General features: G+C 64.3%; 12 protein-coding genes. 7 read left to right on the forward strand and 5 right to left on the reverse strand.

Annotated elements, in window-relative coordinates; genetic code table 11:
• Positions 1-2 precede the first annotated feature (2 nt).
• Positions 3-230 carry a hypothetical protein gene (locus I0K07_RS00200; protein WP_203290653.1) on the reverse strand — a complete coding sequence of 76 codons (228 nt, stop codon included), beginning with the start codon at positions 228-230 and terminating at the stop codon, positions 3-5.
• A gap of 226 nt (positions 231-456) precedes the next feature.
• On the opposite strand from I0K07_RS00200, the gene I0K07_RS00205 reads away from it, so the two are divergent.
• From I0K07_RS00205 to I0K07_RS00220, 4 genes are all read left to right on the forward strand, one after another.
• The gene (locus I0K07_RS00205; protein WP_203290654.1) at positions 457-1,950 is read left to right on the forward strand and encodes a S10 family peptidase; all 1,494 of its coding nucleotides are present in this window, start codon (positions 457-459) and stop codon (positions 1,948-1,950) included.
• Between the two features lie 118 nt (positions 1,951-2,068).
• The gene (locus I0K07_RS00210; protein WP_203290655.1) at positions 2,069-2,548 is read left to right on the forward strand and encodes an Lrp/AsnC family transcriptional regulator; all 480 of its coding nucleotides are present in this window, start codon (positions 2,069-2,071) and stop codon (positions 2,546-2,548) included.
• 158 nt (positions 2,549-2,706) lie between these two features.
• A complete protein-coding gene (locus I0K07_RS00215; RefSeq protein WP_203290656.1) occupies positions 2,707-4,755 on the forward strand; it encodes an amidohydrolase family protein in 2,049 nt (682 codons plus the stop codon).
• Entirely contained in the window at positions 4,755-5,726 is a 972-nt protein-coding gene (locus I0K07_RS00220; RefSeq protein ID WP_203290657.1) for an ornithine cyclodeaminase family protein, read from the forward strand. The genes I0K07_RS00215 and I0K07_RS00220 overlap by 1 nt, the downstream gene beginning before the upstream one ends.
• Here the strand turns inward: I0K07_RS00220 and I0K07_RS00225 are convergent, their stop codons facing one another.
• Genes I0K07_RS00225 through I0K07_RS00240 form a run of 4 tightly spaced genes read right to left on the reverse strand, consistent with a single transcriptional unit; the run spans position 5,727 to position 10,751 of the window.
• Positions 5,727-7,220, reverse strand: a complete 1,494-nt coding sequence (locus I0K07_RS00225) for a S10 family serine carboxypeptidase-like protein (protein ID WP_203290658.1) — start codon at positions 7,218-7,220, stop codon at positions 5,727-5,729.
• Positions 7,217-8,539 (reverse strand): APC family permease, encoded by a 1,323-nt coding sequence (locus I0K07_RS00230; protein ID WP_203290659.1) that lies wholly within the window; start codon positions 8,537-8,539, stop codon positions 7,217-7,219. Before I0K07_RS00230 ends, I0K07_RS00225 begins: the two co-directional genes overlap by 4 nt.
• On the reverse strand, positions 8,536-9,489 hold the full coding sequence (locus tag I0K07_RS00235; RefSeq protein ID WP_203290660.1) for an ornithine cyclodeaminase family protein: 954 nt from the start codon (positions 9,487-9,489) through the stop codon (positions 8,536-8,538). Before I0K07_RS00235 ends, I0K07_RS00230 begins: the two co-directional genes overlap by 4 nt.
• Positions 9,486-10,751 (reverse strand): aminotransferase class V-fold PLP-dependent enzyme, encoded by a 1,266-nt coding sequence (locus I0K07_RS00240; protein ID WP_203290661.1) that lies wholly within the window; start codon positions 10,749-10,751, stop codon positions 9,486-9,488. The genes I0K07_RS00235 and I0K07_RS00240 overlap by 4 nt, the downstream gene beginning before the upstream one ends.
• A gap of 320 nt (positions 10,752-11,071) precedes the next feature.
• On the opposite strand from I0K07_RS00240, the gene I0K07_RS00245 reads away from it, so the two are divergent.
• The 3 genes from I0K07_RS00245 to I0K07_RS00255 all read left to right on the forward strand — a co-directional run bounded on the left by I0K07_RS00245 (position 11,072) and on the right by I0K07_RS00255 (position 17,418).
• Positions 11,072-12,880 carry a M61 metallopeptidase family protein gene (locus I0K07_RS00245; RefSeq protein ID WP_203290662.1) on the forward strand — a complete coding sequence of 603 codons (1,809 nt, stop codon included), beginning with the start codon at positions 11,072-11,074 and terminating at the stop codon, positions 12,878-12,880.
• Positions 12,881-13,148: 268 nt separating this feature from the next.
• The gene (locus I0K07_RS00250; protein WP_203290663.1) at positions 13,149-16,145 is read left to right on the forward strand and encodes a TonB-dependent receptor domain-containing protein; all 2,997 of its coding nucleotides are present in this window, start codon (positions 13,149-13,151) and stop codon (positions 16,143-16,145) included.
• Between the two features lie 127 nt (positions 16,146-16,272).
• Positions 16,273-17,418 (forward strand): pyridoxal phosphate-dependent aminotransferase, encoded by a 1,146-nt coding sequence (locus I0K07_RS00255; RefSeq protein ID WP_203290664.1) that lies wholly within the window; start codon positions 16,273-16,275, stop codon positions 17,416-17,418.
• The last annotated feature ends 1 nt before the right edge of the window (position 17,419 follow it).

The following is a 17,419-nucleotide window of genomic DNA, read 5'->3' on the forward strand; positions in this document are numbered from 1 at the left end:
GGTCAGTCGCGTCCCCAGAAATGCCACCAGGCCGGTTCGGTCTCCGGGCTGAGCCCCAGCCAGTCGCGCACCTGGCGTTCCGCCGGTTCCAGCATCTCCCAGGCCGGCAGCCAATCCTCGATCATTTCGTCCGCCTTGGGTGACACGACCGAAGCGATGAAGGCCAGGCCGATCACCGTGACCAGGATGGTCAGCAGCGGTTTGAAGATATCCGACAGGAATTTGAACATGTTGATCTCCCCCAGAAGCGGGAGACTAGCACAGCACCGAAGACCGGCCAGAGAATTCAAACCCGGCGCATACCGGCCCCTGTCCGCGCATAAGCCATTCGCCCAGCCGATACTGCGTGCATGAATTTCCCTGGCATTTGCGCGAAAGCGGCGCGAAACGGGCAGGCAATCCGCGCACAGCGGCGCTAGTCTGGGACGAAACATCCCAGACACGCCGGATACGATCATGCTCATTTCCGCCCTGCCCCGACTGTTCCGCCCGCTTGGCCTGGCCATTGTGCTGGGCGCTTGCACCCTGTCCGACAGTGCGGCCCTGCAGCCGGAAATCCTCAACGCGAACACCCGCCATGACGGCGTGTTCGGTGGCGAGCCGGTATCATTCGACGCCCTGGTGGAACGCACATCCCTGCCGGCGAACGAACTGGCCCCAGCCGTGGACATGGTCAGCTTCGCCTATCTGCGCGTCGATGCTGCCGAACCCGCCGAACGTCCCGTCATCTTCCTGTTCAATGGCGGGCCGGGCGCCGCCTCCTCCTGGCTGCATATGGGGGCGATGGGACCGGTGCGGATCAATGCACCCCAGGACCCGGCCGCGCCGGTAGCGGATGGCCAGGCACCGCTCGCCAATATCCATTCCCTGATCGACATCGCGGACCTGGTCTTCATCGATCCGCCTGAAACCGGTTTCAGCCGCATTGCCGGTGAGGCCGATCCGGGCCGTCTCTACACCGTGCAGGGCGATGCGGATGTCTTCGTCCGTTTCATGCAGACCTGGCTGGCCGATCACGACCGGACCGGCGCGCCCGTCTACGTGCTGGGCGAGAGCTATGGCACGATCCGCGCGGCCGCGATTGCCGGCCGCTTGGCCGATAGCGATCCGCTGGACGGCGTGATCCTGATGGGCCAGGCGGTCAACATGATCGAGACCTCCCAGCGCCAGGGCAATGTCCTGTCCTATGCGACCAATCTGCCGACCCTGGCGGCGGTGGCGGCGTGGCATGGCCGGGCCGAGACACAGGGCCAATCCATCCCGGACTTTGTGGATACGGTCTACGACTGGGCGATGACGGATTACCTGTCCGCCCTGATCCGCGGCAATCAGCTGAGCGAGGCAGAGCGCAATGCTGTGGCACAGCGGCTGGAGGCCTATACCGGCCTGTCGGCCGAGACCTATATGGCCAATGGGCTGATCTTCCCGAAAATGCGGTTCCTGACCGCGCTGCTGGCCGATGAAGGTCAAATGGTCGGGCTCTATGATGCGCGCTATGCGGGACCGGCACCGGGTCCGGGGCGTCCCTATCAGGACCCGTACGGACCGGTCTCTGCCCTGATCCCGGCCGCGCTGGAAGACCATCTGAGCGACACGCTGGGCGTCAGCCTGGCCTTTGACGACTATATCCCGCTGAGCCGCGCCGTTTCCGGAAACTGGGTCTATGAACCGACCGGCGGAATGGGCGGCCCCTTCGACGATTATGACTATACCGGCATGCTGGAAGTCGCCTTTGCCGCCAATCCGGATTTCCGCCTCATGATCGGCACCGGCCGCTACGACCTGACCACAACACTGGGCCCGGCCCGCTATCTCGCGGACCAGATCCAGACCGGCGGCGGCCATGTGGAAACGCATGAATATGAAGGGGGACACATGGCCTATACCAATCCGGACGCCCTCGAGGCCTTCTCGGACGATCTGCGCGCCTTCATCGCCGCCCCGGAGTGAACGCCGTTCAACTCACGCATTGATTATCCACCGCCGAGCTGTAATTGTGCCCGCCGAGTTCCCCGGAGCGCAGTGGATGTAAATCCAATGCTCTCCCAGTCGGTATGAAGGTATTACAATGCAACAGCCCCTCGATGCGATCGATGTCCGTATTCTCGAGCATCTCCAGAAGGACTGTTCCATCTCAACGGCCGATCTGGCCGAAAAAGTCGGCCTCTCCCAATCCCCCTGCTGGCGCCGCATCCAGCGCCTGCGCGAGGAAGGCTATATCCGCGCCCAGGTCGCCTTGCTGGACCCGGAAAAGCTCGGCGTGAAACTGCATGTCTTCGCCCAGCTGAAAATCTCCTATCTGGACGATACCGACCGGCAGAAATTCATGCGGGCCGTGCTGGCCATACCGGAAGTCGTGGAATGCTATTCCATCCTGGGCGAGCGCGATGCGCTCATCAAGGTCGTGGCCCCGGATATCAAATGGTATCAAGAGTTCATCTTCGACACGATCCTCAAACTCCCGGGCGTCGAGGATGTCAGCTCCATCGTGGCGCTGTCACAGATGAAAAACACGACCGCCCTGCCGGTGAAGATGCAATACACCTGAGCCTCGCCGGAGGACGCATAAATTCGCCTCGGGGCTAACACCTGAAACATAGGTTTGCCCTATGCCGGCAAAGACGCGCGCCATAAGGCAGTTTTCTCCGGCCGACCTTGCATAAACTGCGCACCTGTTATCCTGCGAACCCGATTGCGGAGTCCGTCATGCGCCTTTCCCTGTCTTCCCTGCCCCTTGCCATCACTGCGCTGAGCCTGTGCCTGGGTCTGGGCAGCCCTGCACTGGCACAGACCACTGACACTTATGTGGTCATCCAGGCGGGCGAGACAGTTGGCACGCTGACTGCCACGACCGATGGCTCCCATATCGCCCTGGAATACGGCGTGCGCTCCAACGGGCGCGGCGCCCGCAATACCCAGGAGATCGAGCTTAATGCCGATGGCATTCCGGTATCCTGGCATGTCACGGGCAATTCCCTGTTTGGCGACCCGGTCGAGGAGCGCATGACCCAGACGGGCGGTGTGCTGAGCTGGGAGAGCCAGTCGGAGCATGGAAGTATCGAGGTCGACGCCCCGCAGCTCTATATCGTCAATGATGGCAGCCCCTGGAGTGATGGCCTCTACGTCCGTGCCGTGCTGGCGTCCGGCGGCGCCAGTCTGCCGGTGGCTCCGGCGGGCACGCTTTCGGTCGAGGAGATCGAGACCGGTCTGGAATTTGACGGTGTGGACGGCGCCCGCGTCTTCCGCCTGACCGGCCTGGGCCTGGGGTCCGGCTATGTCCTGCTGGATGGCGAGGACCGGCTGGTTGCGAATTTCTCCGGCGGCATGACGATCCTGGAAGAGCATCAGGACCTGGCCGCCACCCTGTCCGGCCTGCGTGCCGAGATGGAAAACGCCCATCTGGAAGCCCTGCAGGATCAACTCGCCCACACATTCGACCAGCCGGTCGTGATCCGGAATGTGCGCATATTCCAGCCCGATGCGGGCGTCCTCTCAGAACCCTCTGCCGTAACCGTTTTCGGCAACAGCATCACCGCGATCCAGCCGGACGAGACCGCCTGGATCGGCGAGGATCATCTGGTGATCGATGGTGAGGGTGGCACGCTGGTTCCGGGCCTGCATGACATGCACGCCCATCTCGGGGCCGACCGGGCCCTGCGCTATATCTCGGCCGGGGTGACCAGTGTTCGCGACATGGGCAACAGTCCCGACGGCGTCCTGCGTCTGGTAGACCGGATCGAGAGCGGCGAGATTGCCGGCCCGCGGGCCATGCTGTCCGGCATGATCGAAGGACGGAGCGATTACTCCGTCCATACCGGCATCATTGCCGCCTCCCTGGACGAGGCGCTGGAAGCGGTACGCTGGTATGCCAGCCATGGCTATTGGCAGATCAAGATCTACAACTCCGTGCCGGGCGAATGGATCGCCCCCATGGTCGAGGAAGCCCATGAATGGGGCCTGTCGATCACCGGTCATGTCCCGGCTTTCGTGACGCCGGACTATGCCATCGAGACCGGCTATGCCGACATCGCCCATATCAACCAGCTCATGCTGGGCTGGATGCTGGAAGAGGGTGAGGACACGCGCACGCCAATCCGCCTGACCGGCATGCGCCGCGGGGGCGATCTCGACCTCAATTCAGAGCCGGTCCAGCGCACGATCCGCCTGATGCAGGAACATGGCACTGCGCTGGACACGACAGCCGTGACCCTGGAACTCCTCATGATGTCGCGCTCCGGCGAGTTCTCCCCCTCCTCGCGCGGCCATGTCGAGCACATGCCGGTCGGCGTGCAGCGCAGCCGCCGCCGCGCCTTCGTGACCATCAATGACGAGGAGGATGACCGTGAATACACGGAGGGCTTCCAGGCCCTGCTGGACACGCTCAACCTGCTCGACCAGTCCGGCATCCGCCTCCTGCCGGGCACGGATAATGGTTATGGCTTCACCGTGCATCGCGAGCTGGAACTCTATGTCCGGGCCGGCATTTCCCCGGCCCGCACCCTGGCCTATGCGACCCTGGAAGCGGAACGTCATATGGGGCGCGACGCCTGGCTGGGCTCGATCGAAGTGGGCAAGCGCGCCGACTTCATCCTGGTGCCGGGCAATCCGCTGGAAGACATTTCCGAGATCCGCCGCATCCGCCTGGTGATGAAGAACGGTGTCGCCTATCTGCCCGCCGAGATGCACCGCGCCATGGGGATTGATCCCTTTGTTGAACCGGTCGCACTGCCGGCAGCGCAGGAGGACGACGAATAATGCGGGTCATCAGCCAGTCATTCGTTCGCGAACACCTCACCTATCCGGCCGCCATCCGCTTGGTGCGCGCCGGCATGATGGCGCTCTCGAACGGGCAGAGCATTCAGCCACTGCGCTCCATCGTGCACATGGCCGAGGGGCGCATGTTCGGCGTGATGCCCGGCGCGCTGGGCGAGTGGCAGGATTTCGGTGCCAAGCTGGTGAGTGTGTTTCCGGGCAATTTCGCCGCCGGTATCCAATCCCACCAGGGCGGCATCCTGATGTTTGAGCCAAAGACCGGCAGCCCGACCGCCCTGATCCATGCCGGCGAAGTGACCGGCATCCGCACCGGCGCCGCCAGCGCCGCCGCGACCGACGCCATGGCGCGTCCGGATGCAGAGATACTGACCCTGGTCGGTTATGGCGAACAGGCCGTCTCGCATCTTCACGCCATCGCTGAAATCCGCACACTGAAAACCGTCTGGGTTACCGGGCGCTCGGCGGACAAGGCGGAGGCGTTCGCCCGGACCCAATCCCGGCTGACCGGGCTGGATGTCCGCGCCGAACCGGATATCGACCGCGCGGTGTCCCGGGCCGATATCCTCTGCACGGTGACGGCTGCCACCGAACCGGTCGTGACCAGTGACCATGTCAAACCGGGCACGCATATCAATGCGGTCGGATCGAGCTATGCCGGACCGGTGGAAATCGACAATGCCCTGGTGGCCCGGTCCCGCTTCATTGCGGATCACCGTGCCGGCGTGCTGGAACAAGGTGGTGAATTCCGCTCCGCCAAGGCCGCCGGCCTGGTGGACGACGACCATGTCGTCGGAGAGATCGGACAGGTCTATCTCGGCCAGCTGGATGGCCGGACCTCAGCCGAAGAAATCACGGTCTACAAATCCCTCGGGCATATCGTGCAGGATCTGGTCTGCGGCCAATTCCTGCACGCCAAGGCCGCAGAACTGGGCCTGCCCGAACTCGATTTCTGATCAGTCCCCGTCCAGAACGAGGAATTCCCGCACGGCCTCGCCCAGAAGGGCCCGATTGGCCTCGCCCACGAAGACGGAATGCCCGGCCGGGAAATAGGCCGCTGTCAAACGATCCGCCGGAACACCCGCCTGCACCAGGCCATGACGCCCCGCATAGGCCGGCGTGGACAGGTCGTAATAGCCGGCCGCCCAGAACAGGCGCAGATCCGGGTCCGCGTCCATCGCCTCGGCATAAAACGCGTTCGTCCCGCCAAAGCCGGTGAACCCGTCCGGACCCCAATCCCAGGCGCGATTGACGTCCAGATTGAGGGCGCGATAGGGCGTGGCCGGCTCAAAACCCAGCCAGTCCTGGAAATAGGCTTCCACGATGGAGGCATGGACCGCCGGATCAAATCCGTGGGCACTTTCCAGGCCGGACGTGTCGACACTGTCGGGATGATAGGACAGGCCCGGATCATCATAGGGCGGGCGTTGTTCCGGCGCGTCGAGCGAGCGCGTGGCCCGCGTGTCCAGCTGTCCGGTCCGCACGCCTTCATCCTCCAGCAGATGCAGCATGAAATCGCGATTGCTCAGCCGCAGATCGAGGCTGGCGATACAATCCGCCGGCAGGCCGATCCAGGCCGACATCTCCTCTGCCAGGGCCTGAATGTCGGCGTCTGACAGGGCCTCCCCCTCATTCAGGGCCGGCCAGTAGCGCGTTTCGACAAACTCGACCGCGCCTTCGAATACGTCTTCCGCGGTACGGCCGGTCTGATCGATACGGCCATGATACCAGGCCGTCGCCGCCATGGTGGGGAAGCGCACCGCATAGGAGAGATCGCCTTCGCGCATGTCGGCAACCAAGGCAAAGAGAAGGATGCCGTCAAAATGCAGGTCCGGCGCGACCCGCGTGATCTCGCCAGCCCGGACCGTGCCATAGGACTGACCCAGCAGATAACGAGGCGAGGCCTCGCGGTCATGGCGTTTCAACCAGGACTCGATCACCGCCGCAACAGAGACAGCATCCCCGTTCGGGCTCCAGAATTGCGCGCCATCGGCCTCGCTCTCGGGCACGGAATAGCCGGTGCCGACCGGATCGATGAACACCAGGTCGGCCACATCCAGCAGACTGTCCGGATTGGGCGCCAGGACAGCCTCATCGCCCTCGCCAAACCGGCGCTGCGGGCCGAAGGCGCCGAAATGCAGCGGCGTGGTCGAGGCTCCCGGACCGCCATTGAACAGGAAGAGGACCGGCCGGGTCTCCGGATGATCGCCATCCGCCAGATAGGTCGTGGTCACCATGCGACCGGCAATCTCGCCATCCGCGCCAGGCAGGAGGGTGGTTTCCACCAGCGCCGAGTAGCTCACCGGAACGCCATTGAAGACGCCGTCATGCTCGCTGAGCGCGCTGGCCCCGGTGGGCAGGCCTGTATCGCGGGGCGTGGCCGGCTGGGCACAGGCCGCCAGGGCCAGGCAGGCGGTGGCGGCGAGAAAGCGGGTCGGGATCAATTTCATGCATCGGGCTCCTGTCCGGCCGCCGCTTTGGTCCGGTGGCGGATGATGTAGACGATCGCGCCGACCAGGCCCCAGCCGGCAAGAATGAGATAGGGCCGCCAGTCCGTGGAAATCCCCAACAGGGTCACGCTGATGGCCATGACGATACCCAGCACGGCCCAGACCTCGACCGCCTTGGCAGACAGTTTGAAGGCGGACTGTTCATGCAGATCCGGGCGCGTCCGCACGATGCGGATCGCGGACAGGCAGGTGGTGCAGTATTTCAGCAGAACCGGAATGTTCACGGCCAGGAAGAGCGCGGCCAGATTCACCGGGAAGAGCAGGCCGACCATGCAGGCCATGAAGGCCGCAGCCAGCGCGAAATGCGGTGTGCCGAATTTGGGGTGCACGCGGCCGAAAAATTCCGGCAGCGCCCCGGCCCGTCCCATGGCGTAGAAGGAGCGGCTGAACGTCATGCACAGCGCGTTGAGCGAAGTGCCGATGGCGGCGATGGCGGCCAGGGCGACAATCGGACGGGCGCGTTCTTCACCCACCAGCACAGCCACGGCATCGAGGATCGGGGTCTCGCTGGCGCCCAGGGCCTGCGGTCCCAGCAGGCCCAGACAGACCCCGGCGACCAGTGTGTAGACGACCACTGAGGTGATGATGGCCGCCGCAATCCCCAGCGGAATATTGCGGCGTCCATTGCGCACTTCGCCGCCGACTTCCGTGGCGGCCTCGATCCCGAAGAAGAGGCCCACCAGGAGCGGGATGGTGGCGAGAACCCCGCCCCAGCCTTCCGGCATGAAGGGCGCGAAGGCGGCCGGCTCGACCGATGGCGCGCCGGCCACGGCAAAAATGCAGAAGAAGACCACGAGCGCGGCCATGAGCACGGTCTGGATCGACGCCGCCAGGGCCACGCCGAACAGGTTGAGCCCGAACACGATCACGAAGAGGCCCGCCATCGCTGCCTTGGTTGGAACTGGGATGAGAAAGGAGAGATACCGCACCAGGACAAGCGCCAGGATGAACATCGCGCCGACATTGCCGGCAATGCGCAGCCAGACGATGGCGAAGGCCAGCTTTTCCGACACGAAACGGCGGGGCCATTCATAGGACGCCCCGGAGGTCGGCAGGGTGGAGCCCATGAAGGCATAGGTCACCGCAATCACGAACATCGGGATGGCGGCGAGCGGGACGGCCAGCAGCATGGCCGGACCGGCCAGTTGGGTGGCCGGCGCGATCACGGAGAAGATCGACACGCCGATCGCCGTGCCCAGGCCCAGGGCGATGACAGGCAGGAGGCCGACGCCCTGTTTCAACTGACGCAACTCACTCATTGGGGTCTCCGCAGGGATTGGTAGAGCCAGGCCACGGCAGACAGGTCCTGCACGGCGTGACCAAGGGATTTGAAGACGGTGATGTCGGTTGCGGACTGGCGGCCCGGTGCCTCACCGGCCATGACGGCGCCGATCTCGGCCTCCAGCCGGTCCGCGCTGTAGCGCCCGCTTTCGATGGCCCGCAGGAGCTCGCCGCCATGCGCTTCGACATGCGGACGATGATCGGGAAAGACGCGGGCCTTCACCAGAAGATCGGTATCGGTTTCCGCCGCCATCGGGCCGGAGGATCCGACCAGGTTCACATGCGTGCCGGGACGCACCCACGCACCGGGCAGGACCGGCTCACGCGACGCCGTCACCGTGCAGATGATGTCGGCCGCCTCGACCGCGTCCCGGACTGAGGCGCACGCCCGGACCGGATAACCCGCCTCGCGCAGATCGGCGGCCAGGCCGTCTGTCTTGGCCGGATCGCGGCCCCAGACGGTGACAGCGTCCAGCGTCCGGACACGGGCCAGCGCATCGATATGGGCGCGGGCCTGCAGGCCGGTCCCGATCAGCGCCAGACGCGAGGCATCCTTGCGGGCCAACACATCCGTCGCAGCAGCGCTCATCGCGGCGGTCCGGATCCGCGTGATCTCGGACGCATCCGCCACGCAGACGGGCTTGCCGCTGACCCGGTCGAACAGGATCACGAGGCCCTCATGCGCCTTGTGGTCGGCATGGGCATAGACACTGACCAGTTTGGCACCGAAGCCCTGCTCGCCGGTCAGCGCGCCTGGCATGAGCGCAAAGGTCTGCCCCTCGCCCAGCGCGATGAAGGAGCGCAACAGCTCGCCCTCCTCTGCCGAGGACAGGCCGGGCATGACCTCGCGCATCAGGCGGATGCACGTCTCCATGTCCAGCGATTGCCGGACTGTGCGGGCATCGAGAAAGAGCGGGCTGTCCGTCAAGAAAGCGCCTCGAGCACGCGGTCGATATCCGCTTCCGAATTGAACACGGACGGGGAAATGCGCAGGCGATGGCGCGACAGGGAGACATGCACGCCGGCCGCGTTGAGACGCTCATAAAGGTCTGCCCGGGCATTCTCGCGGGCCCAGGCGATGAGCGGGCCGGTACTGTCTTCCGGCGTCAGCGGTTCAAAGCCCAGGCGCGGCATTTCCCGGCGGGCCTTCTCGATCAGGGGCTGGCGCCAGGCCTGGATGTTCGCGATGCCCCGGCCGGCCAGATAGTCCAGCGACCAGTCCAGATGCGCGACCCCGGTATTGGAATAGGTGCCCATGGCAAACAGGCCGGTCGCATCATCGCGCGCGCCCGTCTCGAAAGGCTCATCACCCGGCGGATCATAGGGGTAGGCATGGCTGGCGAAGCTGGCGAGCTGCTGATAGCCGGCCTGCGGACGCTCCAGCTGCCCGATCAGATCGCCGCGGACATACATGAAGCCCAGCCCCATATCGCCCATCATCCATTTGAAGCTGGAATTGGCCATGAAATCGATGCCGGACGCCTTCACATCGACGGGCACGGACCCGACCGCGTGGACCGCGTCGACATAGACATGGGCCCCATGGGCGTGCGCCATTTCGGCGACGGCCGCCAGATCGTGCTGGAAACCGTTGATGGTGGAAATCGCGGAGATCGAGACCAGGCGCGTATCCGGCGTCATCGCCGCGGCCATGTCTTCCAGATAGATCCGGTTGTCGCGCATCGGGATGATGACGACCTCCATCCCGGCCGCTTCCAGCTCGTTGTACAGATGGAAGGAGCCGAAGAAGTGGAGCACATCGGTGACGATCCGCCCGCCCCGGCGCGGCAGGCCGAGACAATTCACGGCCATCTGCTCGCCCGCCGAAGTGGAGGTGATATAGGCCACCTCTGACGCTTCGGCATTGATGAGATCGGCATAGCGCTGCAGGACCGAACCGCGCAGCCGGCCGATGGAATAATCCCCGCCTTCGCCATTCATGCCGCGCGAGGCCAGATAGGTCTCGACCGCACGCCGCGCGCCCTGGCTGACCGGGTGGACAGAGCCGGAATTGAGATAGCTGCCCTCAATTCCGGGAAACTCGGTGAGGTCGGGAAAGGCCGACGGCAGGCCTGGTGCCGGGTCGGACGGCTGGGCAGAGGCCCGGGCGGCACCGCTGGCGAGCGGCAATGCGGCGGCTCCCGCGAGATAGGCCCGGCGCGTCAGTCCGTCTTTCGCTCTCTGCGTCATCACTGTCTCCTGCAAACGCCTGCTAGCCGGTCTACAGAATAAAAGCCCGGCCAGCCCGGTTTCATTCCTTATCACGCCCGCAAACCGGCCATGGCGCATTCGTTATGCGCCAGGCCACCCCCTGGAGAACTGTCTTGCCGCCAAATCGGCCTTGCACGACGTTACGTATCGGTAATATCGCGCCAGACAGCTAAGTGATGCGACAAGACCGGAACCAGAGCCGATCCGCGAATAAACTTGCCGCGCCCCTGCGGAGAATTGGCAAAACCTTTCCGGCCCGGCTCGGCTAATCTGACACCCAGGCTTCAGGGAGAGTGTCCATGCTGATCGGTCAAAACAAGCCAGCACGACAGGGCGGGCTGCAACTGGGCGCGATGATCGCCAGCCTGGTCCTGGCGACCGCCTGCACGCCGGAAACGGCCAGCACCGAGACAGCGGCTCCGGCCGCCCCGGCGGCACCGGGTCTGCCGCAATTGCACGTCACCCTGGCCCCGGGCGGGCTGGATACGGCCGGCGAGACCGATCAGGCCTGGATCGATGTCACCCTGCAAATCTCCGGTCTGGACATCACGGCCCATACGCCCTTCCTGACCTCACCGGCCATTTTCGCCGGGGTCGAGGCTGTCGCCTATGGCGAGGACGGGATCGGCGATGTCATTGTGACCGACGAGGCGGGGCCGGTCGGACTGGTCCGCGCCGATGATGATCCCGACCCGACCAATTTCCTCTACTGGCGCCACTGGCAGGCCGAGCGTGACCTGGAAGGTCTTGTCACCGTCACCTATCGTGCGCCCATTGACCTGGTCATCCCGCAATTGGGCGCCGGCCCGCCCTTCGATCTGCGTCTGAATGGCGAGATTGTCTCCGGTGCGGGCAATACCTTCCTCGTCGTGCCCGCCACACCCCGCCCCTTCATGGTCAATCTGGACTGGGATTTGTCCGCCATGCCGGACGGATCGATCGGCGCCTCCAGCTTTGGCGAGGGTCAGGTCCTGACGCCGGGACCGGCCAGCCGCCTGGTGACGGCCTATTACATGGCCGGGCCGATGGGGCATTATCCGGCCGAGGCTGGCGACCACGCCTATCGCGCCTATTGGACCGACAATCCGCCTTTCGACCCGGACACGGTCATGCCCTGGGCAGAAGAGGTCTATGACGCCCAGCTCGACTTCTTCGGGATCGAAAACCCCGAGCCCTACACCTTCTTTGCCCGTGCCAATCCCTATCCGGGCGGTGGCGGGGCCGGCCTGATCAATTCCTTCATGCTGTCCTATCGGCACGACACCGAAGAGCTGGACGGGATCAACATCACCATCATCCACGAGATGAGCCATAAATGGGTGGGCGGCGTGTCCGGCCAGCCGGGGGGCAATGCCTGGTTCACCGAAGGCGCGAATGTCTTTTTCACCCGCCGCGTGCCGCTGTCAGCCGGTTTGATGACCGAAGAACAATATTTGGCCGATGTGAACCAACACGCCGCCCGCTACTACACCAATGCCGTCAATGATCTGCCGAATGACCAGATCCCCGGCCTGTTCTGGTCCGATACGCGGGTCCGCACCCTGCCCTATGACCGCGGCTCGCTCTACTTCGCGACCGTTGATGCGCAGGTGCGTGCCGCCAGTGCCGGCGAGCGCAGCATGAATGACCTGTTCTTCCAGCTCGACGCCCTGCGCCAGGCCGGCGAAACCGTCACGGCTGAGACCTGGGCGGATATCGTGGCCGGCGAACTGGGCGAACCGGCGCGGGCGGATTTCTGGGCGATGATGGACGGCGCGCTGCAAATCCCGCCCGCTGACGCCTACGGCCCCTGTTTCGACCGCGTCTCGACCGACAGCCGTGTCTTTGAACTCGGCTTCGATGCGGCATCCCTGGTGTCGGAACCTCGCCTGGTTTCCGGCCTGATCGCGGGGTCCAATGCCGAACAGGCCGGCCTGCGAGACGGCGATGAAATCCTGCAATCCGTGGCGCTGGAAGGCGTCCAGTCCGACGACACCCGCACGCTGTCCCTCCGCGTGCGCCGGGACGGTCGCGACTTCACCGTGGACTATCTGCCGCGGGGCGAAGCCGTGACCGTCTACACCTGGGAGCTTGTCCCGGGCCCGGATGACCGCAGCTGCGCCCTGTAGCGCGCAGGATTGCCCACCCGATCTGACAGGAAAGCCCCGGGCCGACGCCCGGGGCTTTTCTAATTCACGCTTCTTCGGGTAGCGAGAATAATTATGCGCGCCATCGTCGCAATTGTGGACAATGGCAGGCATGACAATCCCCCATTACCCGCCAAAACGCCTAAATTTTCCCCACAGCCTGCCTAAAATCTGGAATGCGGGCGGGACAGGCATACCCGACAGAGGACAACAGCCAGCGCGCCTTACTTGCTTGGAAGGGATTAGTAGTATGCAAAACTTCAAATCAAAGCGGCTGTACACGACGACGGCGATTGCCTCCCTCGTGCTGTTTGCCGCCACCCCGGCCGTGATGGCCCAGACCGACGATGCCAGCGCTCAGGGCAGCGATGACGCCGAAACCATTGTGGTGACCGGCTCGCGCATCCGCCGCTCGGCCTCCTCCACGGCCGCCCCCGTCGCCTATGTCGGCGAAGAGGTCATCGAGGATCGTGGCTTCATTTCCGCCGCGGACATCATCAACAATACGCCGTCCATGGCGCCGCAGCTCAACCAGGCTGATGGCAGCGGCAATTCCAGTGGCGACGGCCAGCAATATCCGGCCCTGTTCGGCCTTGGCGCCGGCCGCACGCTGACCCTGGTCAATGGCCGCCGCTATGTCACGACATCGTCGGGCATGGGCGAAGCCCGGGTCGACAGCAATATCATTCCGACCGGCCTGATCGAACGCGTCGAAATCGTCCAGGGCGGCGGTGCCTCCGTCTATGGTTCCGATGCGATTGCCGGCGTCGTGAACTACATCCTGAAGGATGATTTCGAGGGCATGGAACTGGACGTCCAGTTCGGCGACTCCTGGGAATACAATGATTATGACCAGCCGTCCGTGCGCCTGACCGGCGGCCATAATTTCGATAGCGGTCGCGGCAATATCGCGTTCAATGCCGAGTATTCCTCCTCGCCGATGCTGCAATTCTCGGATCGCCCGCGTTCCAACCTGTCCCGCATCACGCAGGGCAATGCGCTGGATACCGGCCCGAATGACGGCATCCCGGCCGTCGCCGAGGTGATCCCGGCCTATTTCTGGAATTTCAACACGTCCGGCATCGTCTATTCGATCCCGGCACCACTGCCGATGTTCCTCACCTCCGTCAATGGTGCCCCGGCGCAATTTGCCGAAGACGGCTCCGTCATCGCCTATGATCCGGGCAATATTCTCGGCATCCCGTTTGCCGAAGGCGGCCAGGGCTTCCGCTATAGCGAGCTGGCCGGTCTGCGCACCGGTGTGGAACGCCAATCCTTCAACCTGATCGGCCATTATGATCTCACGCCTGAGGTCCGCCTGAATGCCGAGCTTCTCTACGCCGCCACCGATTCAGAAGAGCGGGCCCAGGGCCATTCCCGCACGGTGCTGAACGGCAATGGCGCCCCCTTTGGGGCGATCATGTTCAACGCCTTCAACCCGTTCCTGACGCCGGAAGCGATTGCCTCGCTCAGCTCGGCCAATCCGGGTTTTGCGTTTGGCGCGCCGATGTGGCTGTCCAAGCATTTCGACGGCCAGCTGGCCCCGACGGACACGACCACGCACGAGACCGACACGCTGCGGGCCATGGTGGGCCTGGAAGGTGAATTCTCCGCCGGCGACAGCGATTTCTACTGGACGGTATCCGGCAGTTTCGGCCGCGTGGAAGGCGAGAGCTTCTCTTGGGGCGTGCTGCTGAACGAGTTCGAAAATGCGCTTGCCGCCGTCAGCGATGGCGCCGGCGGGGCGGTCTGCTCGATCAATGTCGATGCCGACCCGACCAATGACGATCCGAATTGTGCACCGCTCAACCCGTTCGGCTTCGGCAATATCTCCGACGCGGCCCGCGCCTATGTGACGACGCCGAGCGGCGAGTATTTCGTCAATGAACAGGTCGACTTCCTGGCCACGCTAGGCAGCTCGCTGTTCGATCTTCCGGCGGGCCCGGTCGACTATGTCCTGGCCTATGAGCACCGCTCCGAAACGGCTGACTTCACGCCGTTCCAAGCCAACCAGCTGGGTCTGGTGGGCACGGGTGCGACCACGCTCGCCACGTCCGGCGACTACAATACGAATGAAGTCTCGGCCGAAGTTCTCGTCCCGATCGTGGGCGGTGATTTCACCCTGCCCTTCATGCAGGAACTGGAATTCTCCGGCTCCTATCGTCTGGTCGATAATTCGATCGCCGGCGAGGAAAGCGTCTGGGGTGCCGGTCTGCGCTGGCGTGTCACGGACAGCCTGATGCTCCGCGCCTCCCAAAGCCGGAACTTCCGCGCACCGACCCTGACGCAGCTGTTCGCGCCGACCAATACGGCCATCTCGAATGCCGGCATCGACCCGTGTGACGCCGACCGCATCGATACGGGCCCGAACCCGGCTGTCCGCCGTGCCAATTGTGAAGCGGAATGGGCGGCCAACCCGGCCTATGGCGATCTCGCCACCTTCCAGGACCCGGCCGAGAACTTCTCCGTCACCACGGTGACCACGGGCGGCAATCGCGATCTGGAAAACGAGATCTCCGACACGACGACTTTCGGCTTCGTCTTCGAACCGAGCTTCGTGCCGGGCCTGACCCTGTCGGTCGACCGGATGGAGATTGAACTGACCGATGGCCTGGTCGCCTTCACGACGGCCGATTTCATGGCAGCCTGCTATGACAATGTCGTCCAGCCGGTCGACATGTGCTCCGCCTTCACCCGCCTGGCAGCCTCCGACGGCACGAGCCCGGCTGGCACGGTGGTCCAAGGCCGCACGACGACGGTCAATGCCGGTCTCATCACCTTCAAGGGTGAAGTGATCTCGGCGCAATATGCCGTGCCGCTGGATGCCGTCTTCTCCAGCTTCGACCCGGGTCAGCTGACCCTGGGCCTGGAAGCCACGCACACCGCGTCCCTGACGACCGCAGTGGTCGGTTCCACCGAAGACCGCACGGACAATACAGCCGCCAATCCGGACTGGACTGCCCGTTTCGACGCGATCTGGACCCGTGGCCCGGTCCGCCTGACCTACCAGCTCTCCTATCTGGATGAGGTTCTGGCTTCGGCGAATGCCACGATCGAAAGCACGCCGAACCCGGTGCTCGATGCCAACTACACGCACTCGATCTCCGGCTCCTACGAGATCACTGACGATCTCACCCTGCGGGCGGGCATCACCAACCTGACCAATGAAGAGCCGTCCTACCCGTCGCTGAGCTATGGCGACATCTTGGGCCGCCGTTACTTCGTCGGCGCGAATTTCAGGTTCTAGGGGACCTGAATTGGGGGCGGGCCGTTCCCAGGCCCGGACCGGTCCGCCCCCGCTTTTCCGCGTCGCCCGATAGCGTGACGCCGCACCCTCCCCTTCGCCCCCGGCACCAGGAAAGACTGCCCGCCTCATGAGCTATGCGCACTGGATCCGCCAAATCATCGGCCGGCTTCGCGACGAACCCCGCGAAGCCTGGTCGCTGTTCGACAGCTCGGTTCCCGAACCGGAAGCCCTGCTGCGCGAACTGATTGCCGATGCTTTCGCCGAACCCGTGACAAGCCGCTATACGAGCGCCTTTGTGAGCGGCAATCCGTACACAGTCTCCGCCCTGGCACGACGCTATGGCATGCCGCGCGCCGCGTTCATCTGCACGACGGGCGCGACGGAGGGGCTGCACACCATCTACCGGGCCCTGCTGGAACCGGGCGATCACATCCTGATCGAAACACCGAATTTCGAGCTGTTCGACAGTCTCGCCCGTTCGCACCGCTGCGAGATCGGCCATGTTGCCCGGCGCGCCCCGCGTTTCGAGCTCGACATGGACGCGCTCAAGGCCGCCCTGCGACCGACAACGCGCATGGTCGTCGTGTCCAATCTGCACAATCCGTCCAGCGAACCCCTGCCGCGCGAACAACTGGACGAGTTGGTGGCGCTGGCCGAGACCCATGATTTCTGGCTGGTCGTGGACGAGGTCTATAGCGATTACGTCCCCGAAGCACAGCGTGCGCCCGTCGCGGCGGCCCTGTCGGACAAGGCGATCACCGTCTCCAGCCTGACCAAGATCTACGGACTGAGCACGGTGCGCTGCGGCTGGATCATCGCGTCAGGCGACACGTTGGAAACGCTGCGCGACTTCAATGACCGGCATGCCTTCGGTGTCTCCAAGCTGGGCCATGCCGTCGCCGCCCTCGTGCTGGAAAACCCGGCACCCTTCGACGCCTATGTGACCAATCTGGTCAGCGTGTCCCGGCCCGTCTTCGCGCGTTTCCACAAAACCTGGGAAGAGGAAGGCCTGATCGAGGGTCATGTGCCAGACCATGGCTGTATCGCCTTTCCGCGCCTGGTCGGGATCGCGGACACGCGCGCCTTCTCGGACTGGCTGATGACGCACTACGGCGTGATCGTTGCCCCGGGCGAACTCTTCTCCCTGCCGGGTCATGTCCGCATCGGCTATGCCTTGCCGGCTGACCAGCTGGAACAGGGGCTCTCACTTTTCACTGAGGGACTGCGGGCCTATCACGGCGAGCAGGCCCGCAAGGTGATCGGGGCGGGATAGG

Source organism: Maricaulis parjimensis, assembly GCF_016817355.1.
Taxonomy (GTDB): domain Bacteria; phylum Pseudomonadota; class Alphaproteobacteria; order Caulobacterales; family Maricaulaceae; genus Maricaulis; species Maricaulis parjimensis.

Coding starts and splice junctions, on each gene's coding strand:
- I0K07_RS00200 (WP_203290653.1), bottom strand. CDS start 230: ATGTTCAAATTCCTGTCGGATATCTTCAAACCGCTGCTGACCATCCTG.
- I0K07_RS00205 (WP_203290654.1), top strand. CDS start 457: ATGCTCATTTCCGCCCTGCCCCGACTGTTCCGCCCGCTTGGCCTGGCC.
- I0K07_RS00210 (WP_203290655.1), top strand. CDS start 2,069: ATGCAACAGCCCCTCGATGCGATCGATGTCCGTATTCTCGAGCATCTC.
- I0K07_RS00215 (WP_203290656.1), top strand. CDS start 2,707: ATGCGCCTTTCCCTGTCTTCCCTGCCCCTTGCCATCACTGCGCTGAGC.
- I0K07_RS00220 (WP_203290657.1), top strand. CDS start 4,755: ATGCGGGTCATCAGCCAGTCATTCGTTCGCGAACACCTCACCTATCCG.
- I0K07_RS00225 (WP_203290658.1), bottom strand. CDS start 7,220: ATGAAATTGATCCCGACCCGCTTTCTCGCCGCCACCGCCTGCCTGGCC.
- I0K07_RS00230 (WP_203290659.1), bottom strand. CDS start 8,539: ATGAGTGAGTTGCGTCAGTTGAAACAGGGCGTCGGCCTCCTGCCTGTC.
- I0K07_RS00240 (WP_203290661.1), bottom strand. CDS start 10,751: ATGACGCAGAGAGCGAAAGACGGACTGACGCGCCGGGCCTATCTCGCG.
- I0K07_RS00245 (WP_203290662.1), top strand. CDS start 11,072: ATGCTGATCGGTCAAAACAAGCCAGCACGACAGGGCGGGCTGCAACTG.
- I0K07_RS00250 (WP_203290663.1), top strand. CDS start 13,149: ATGCAAAACTTCAAATCAAAGCGGCTGTACACGACGACGGCGATTGCC.
- I0K07_RS00255 (WP_203290664.1), top strand. CDS start 16,273: ATGAGCTATGCGCACTGGATCCGCCAAATCATCGGCCGGCTTCGCGAC.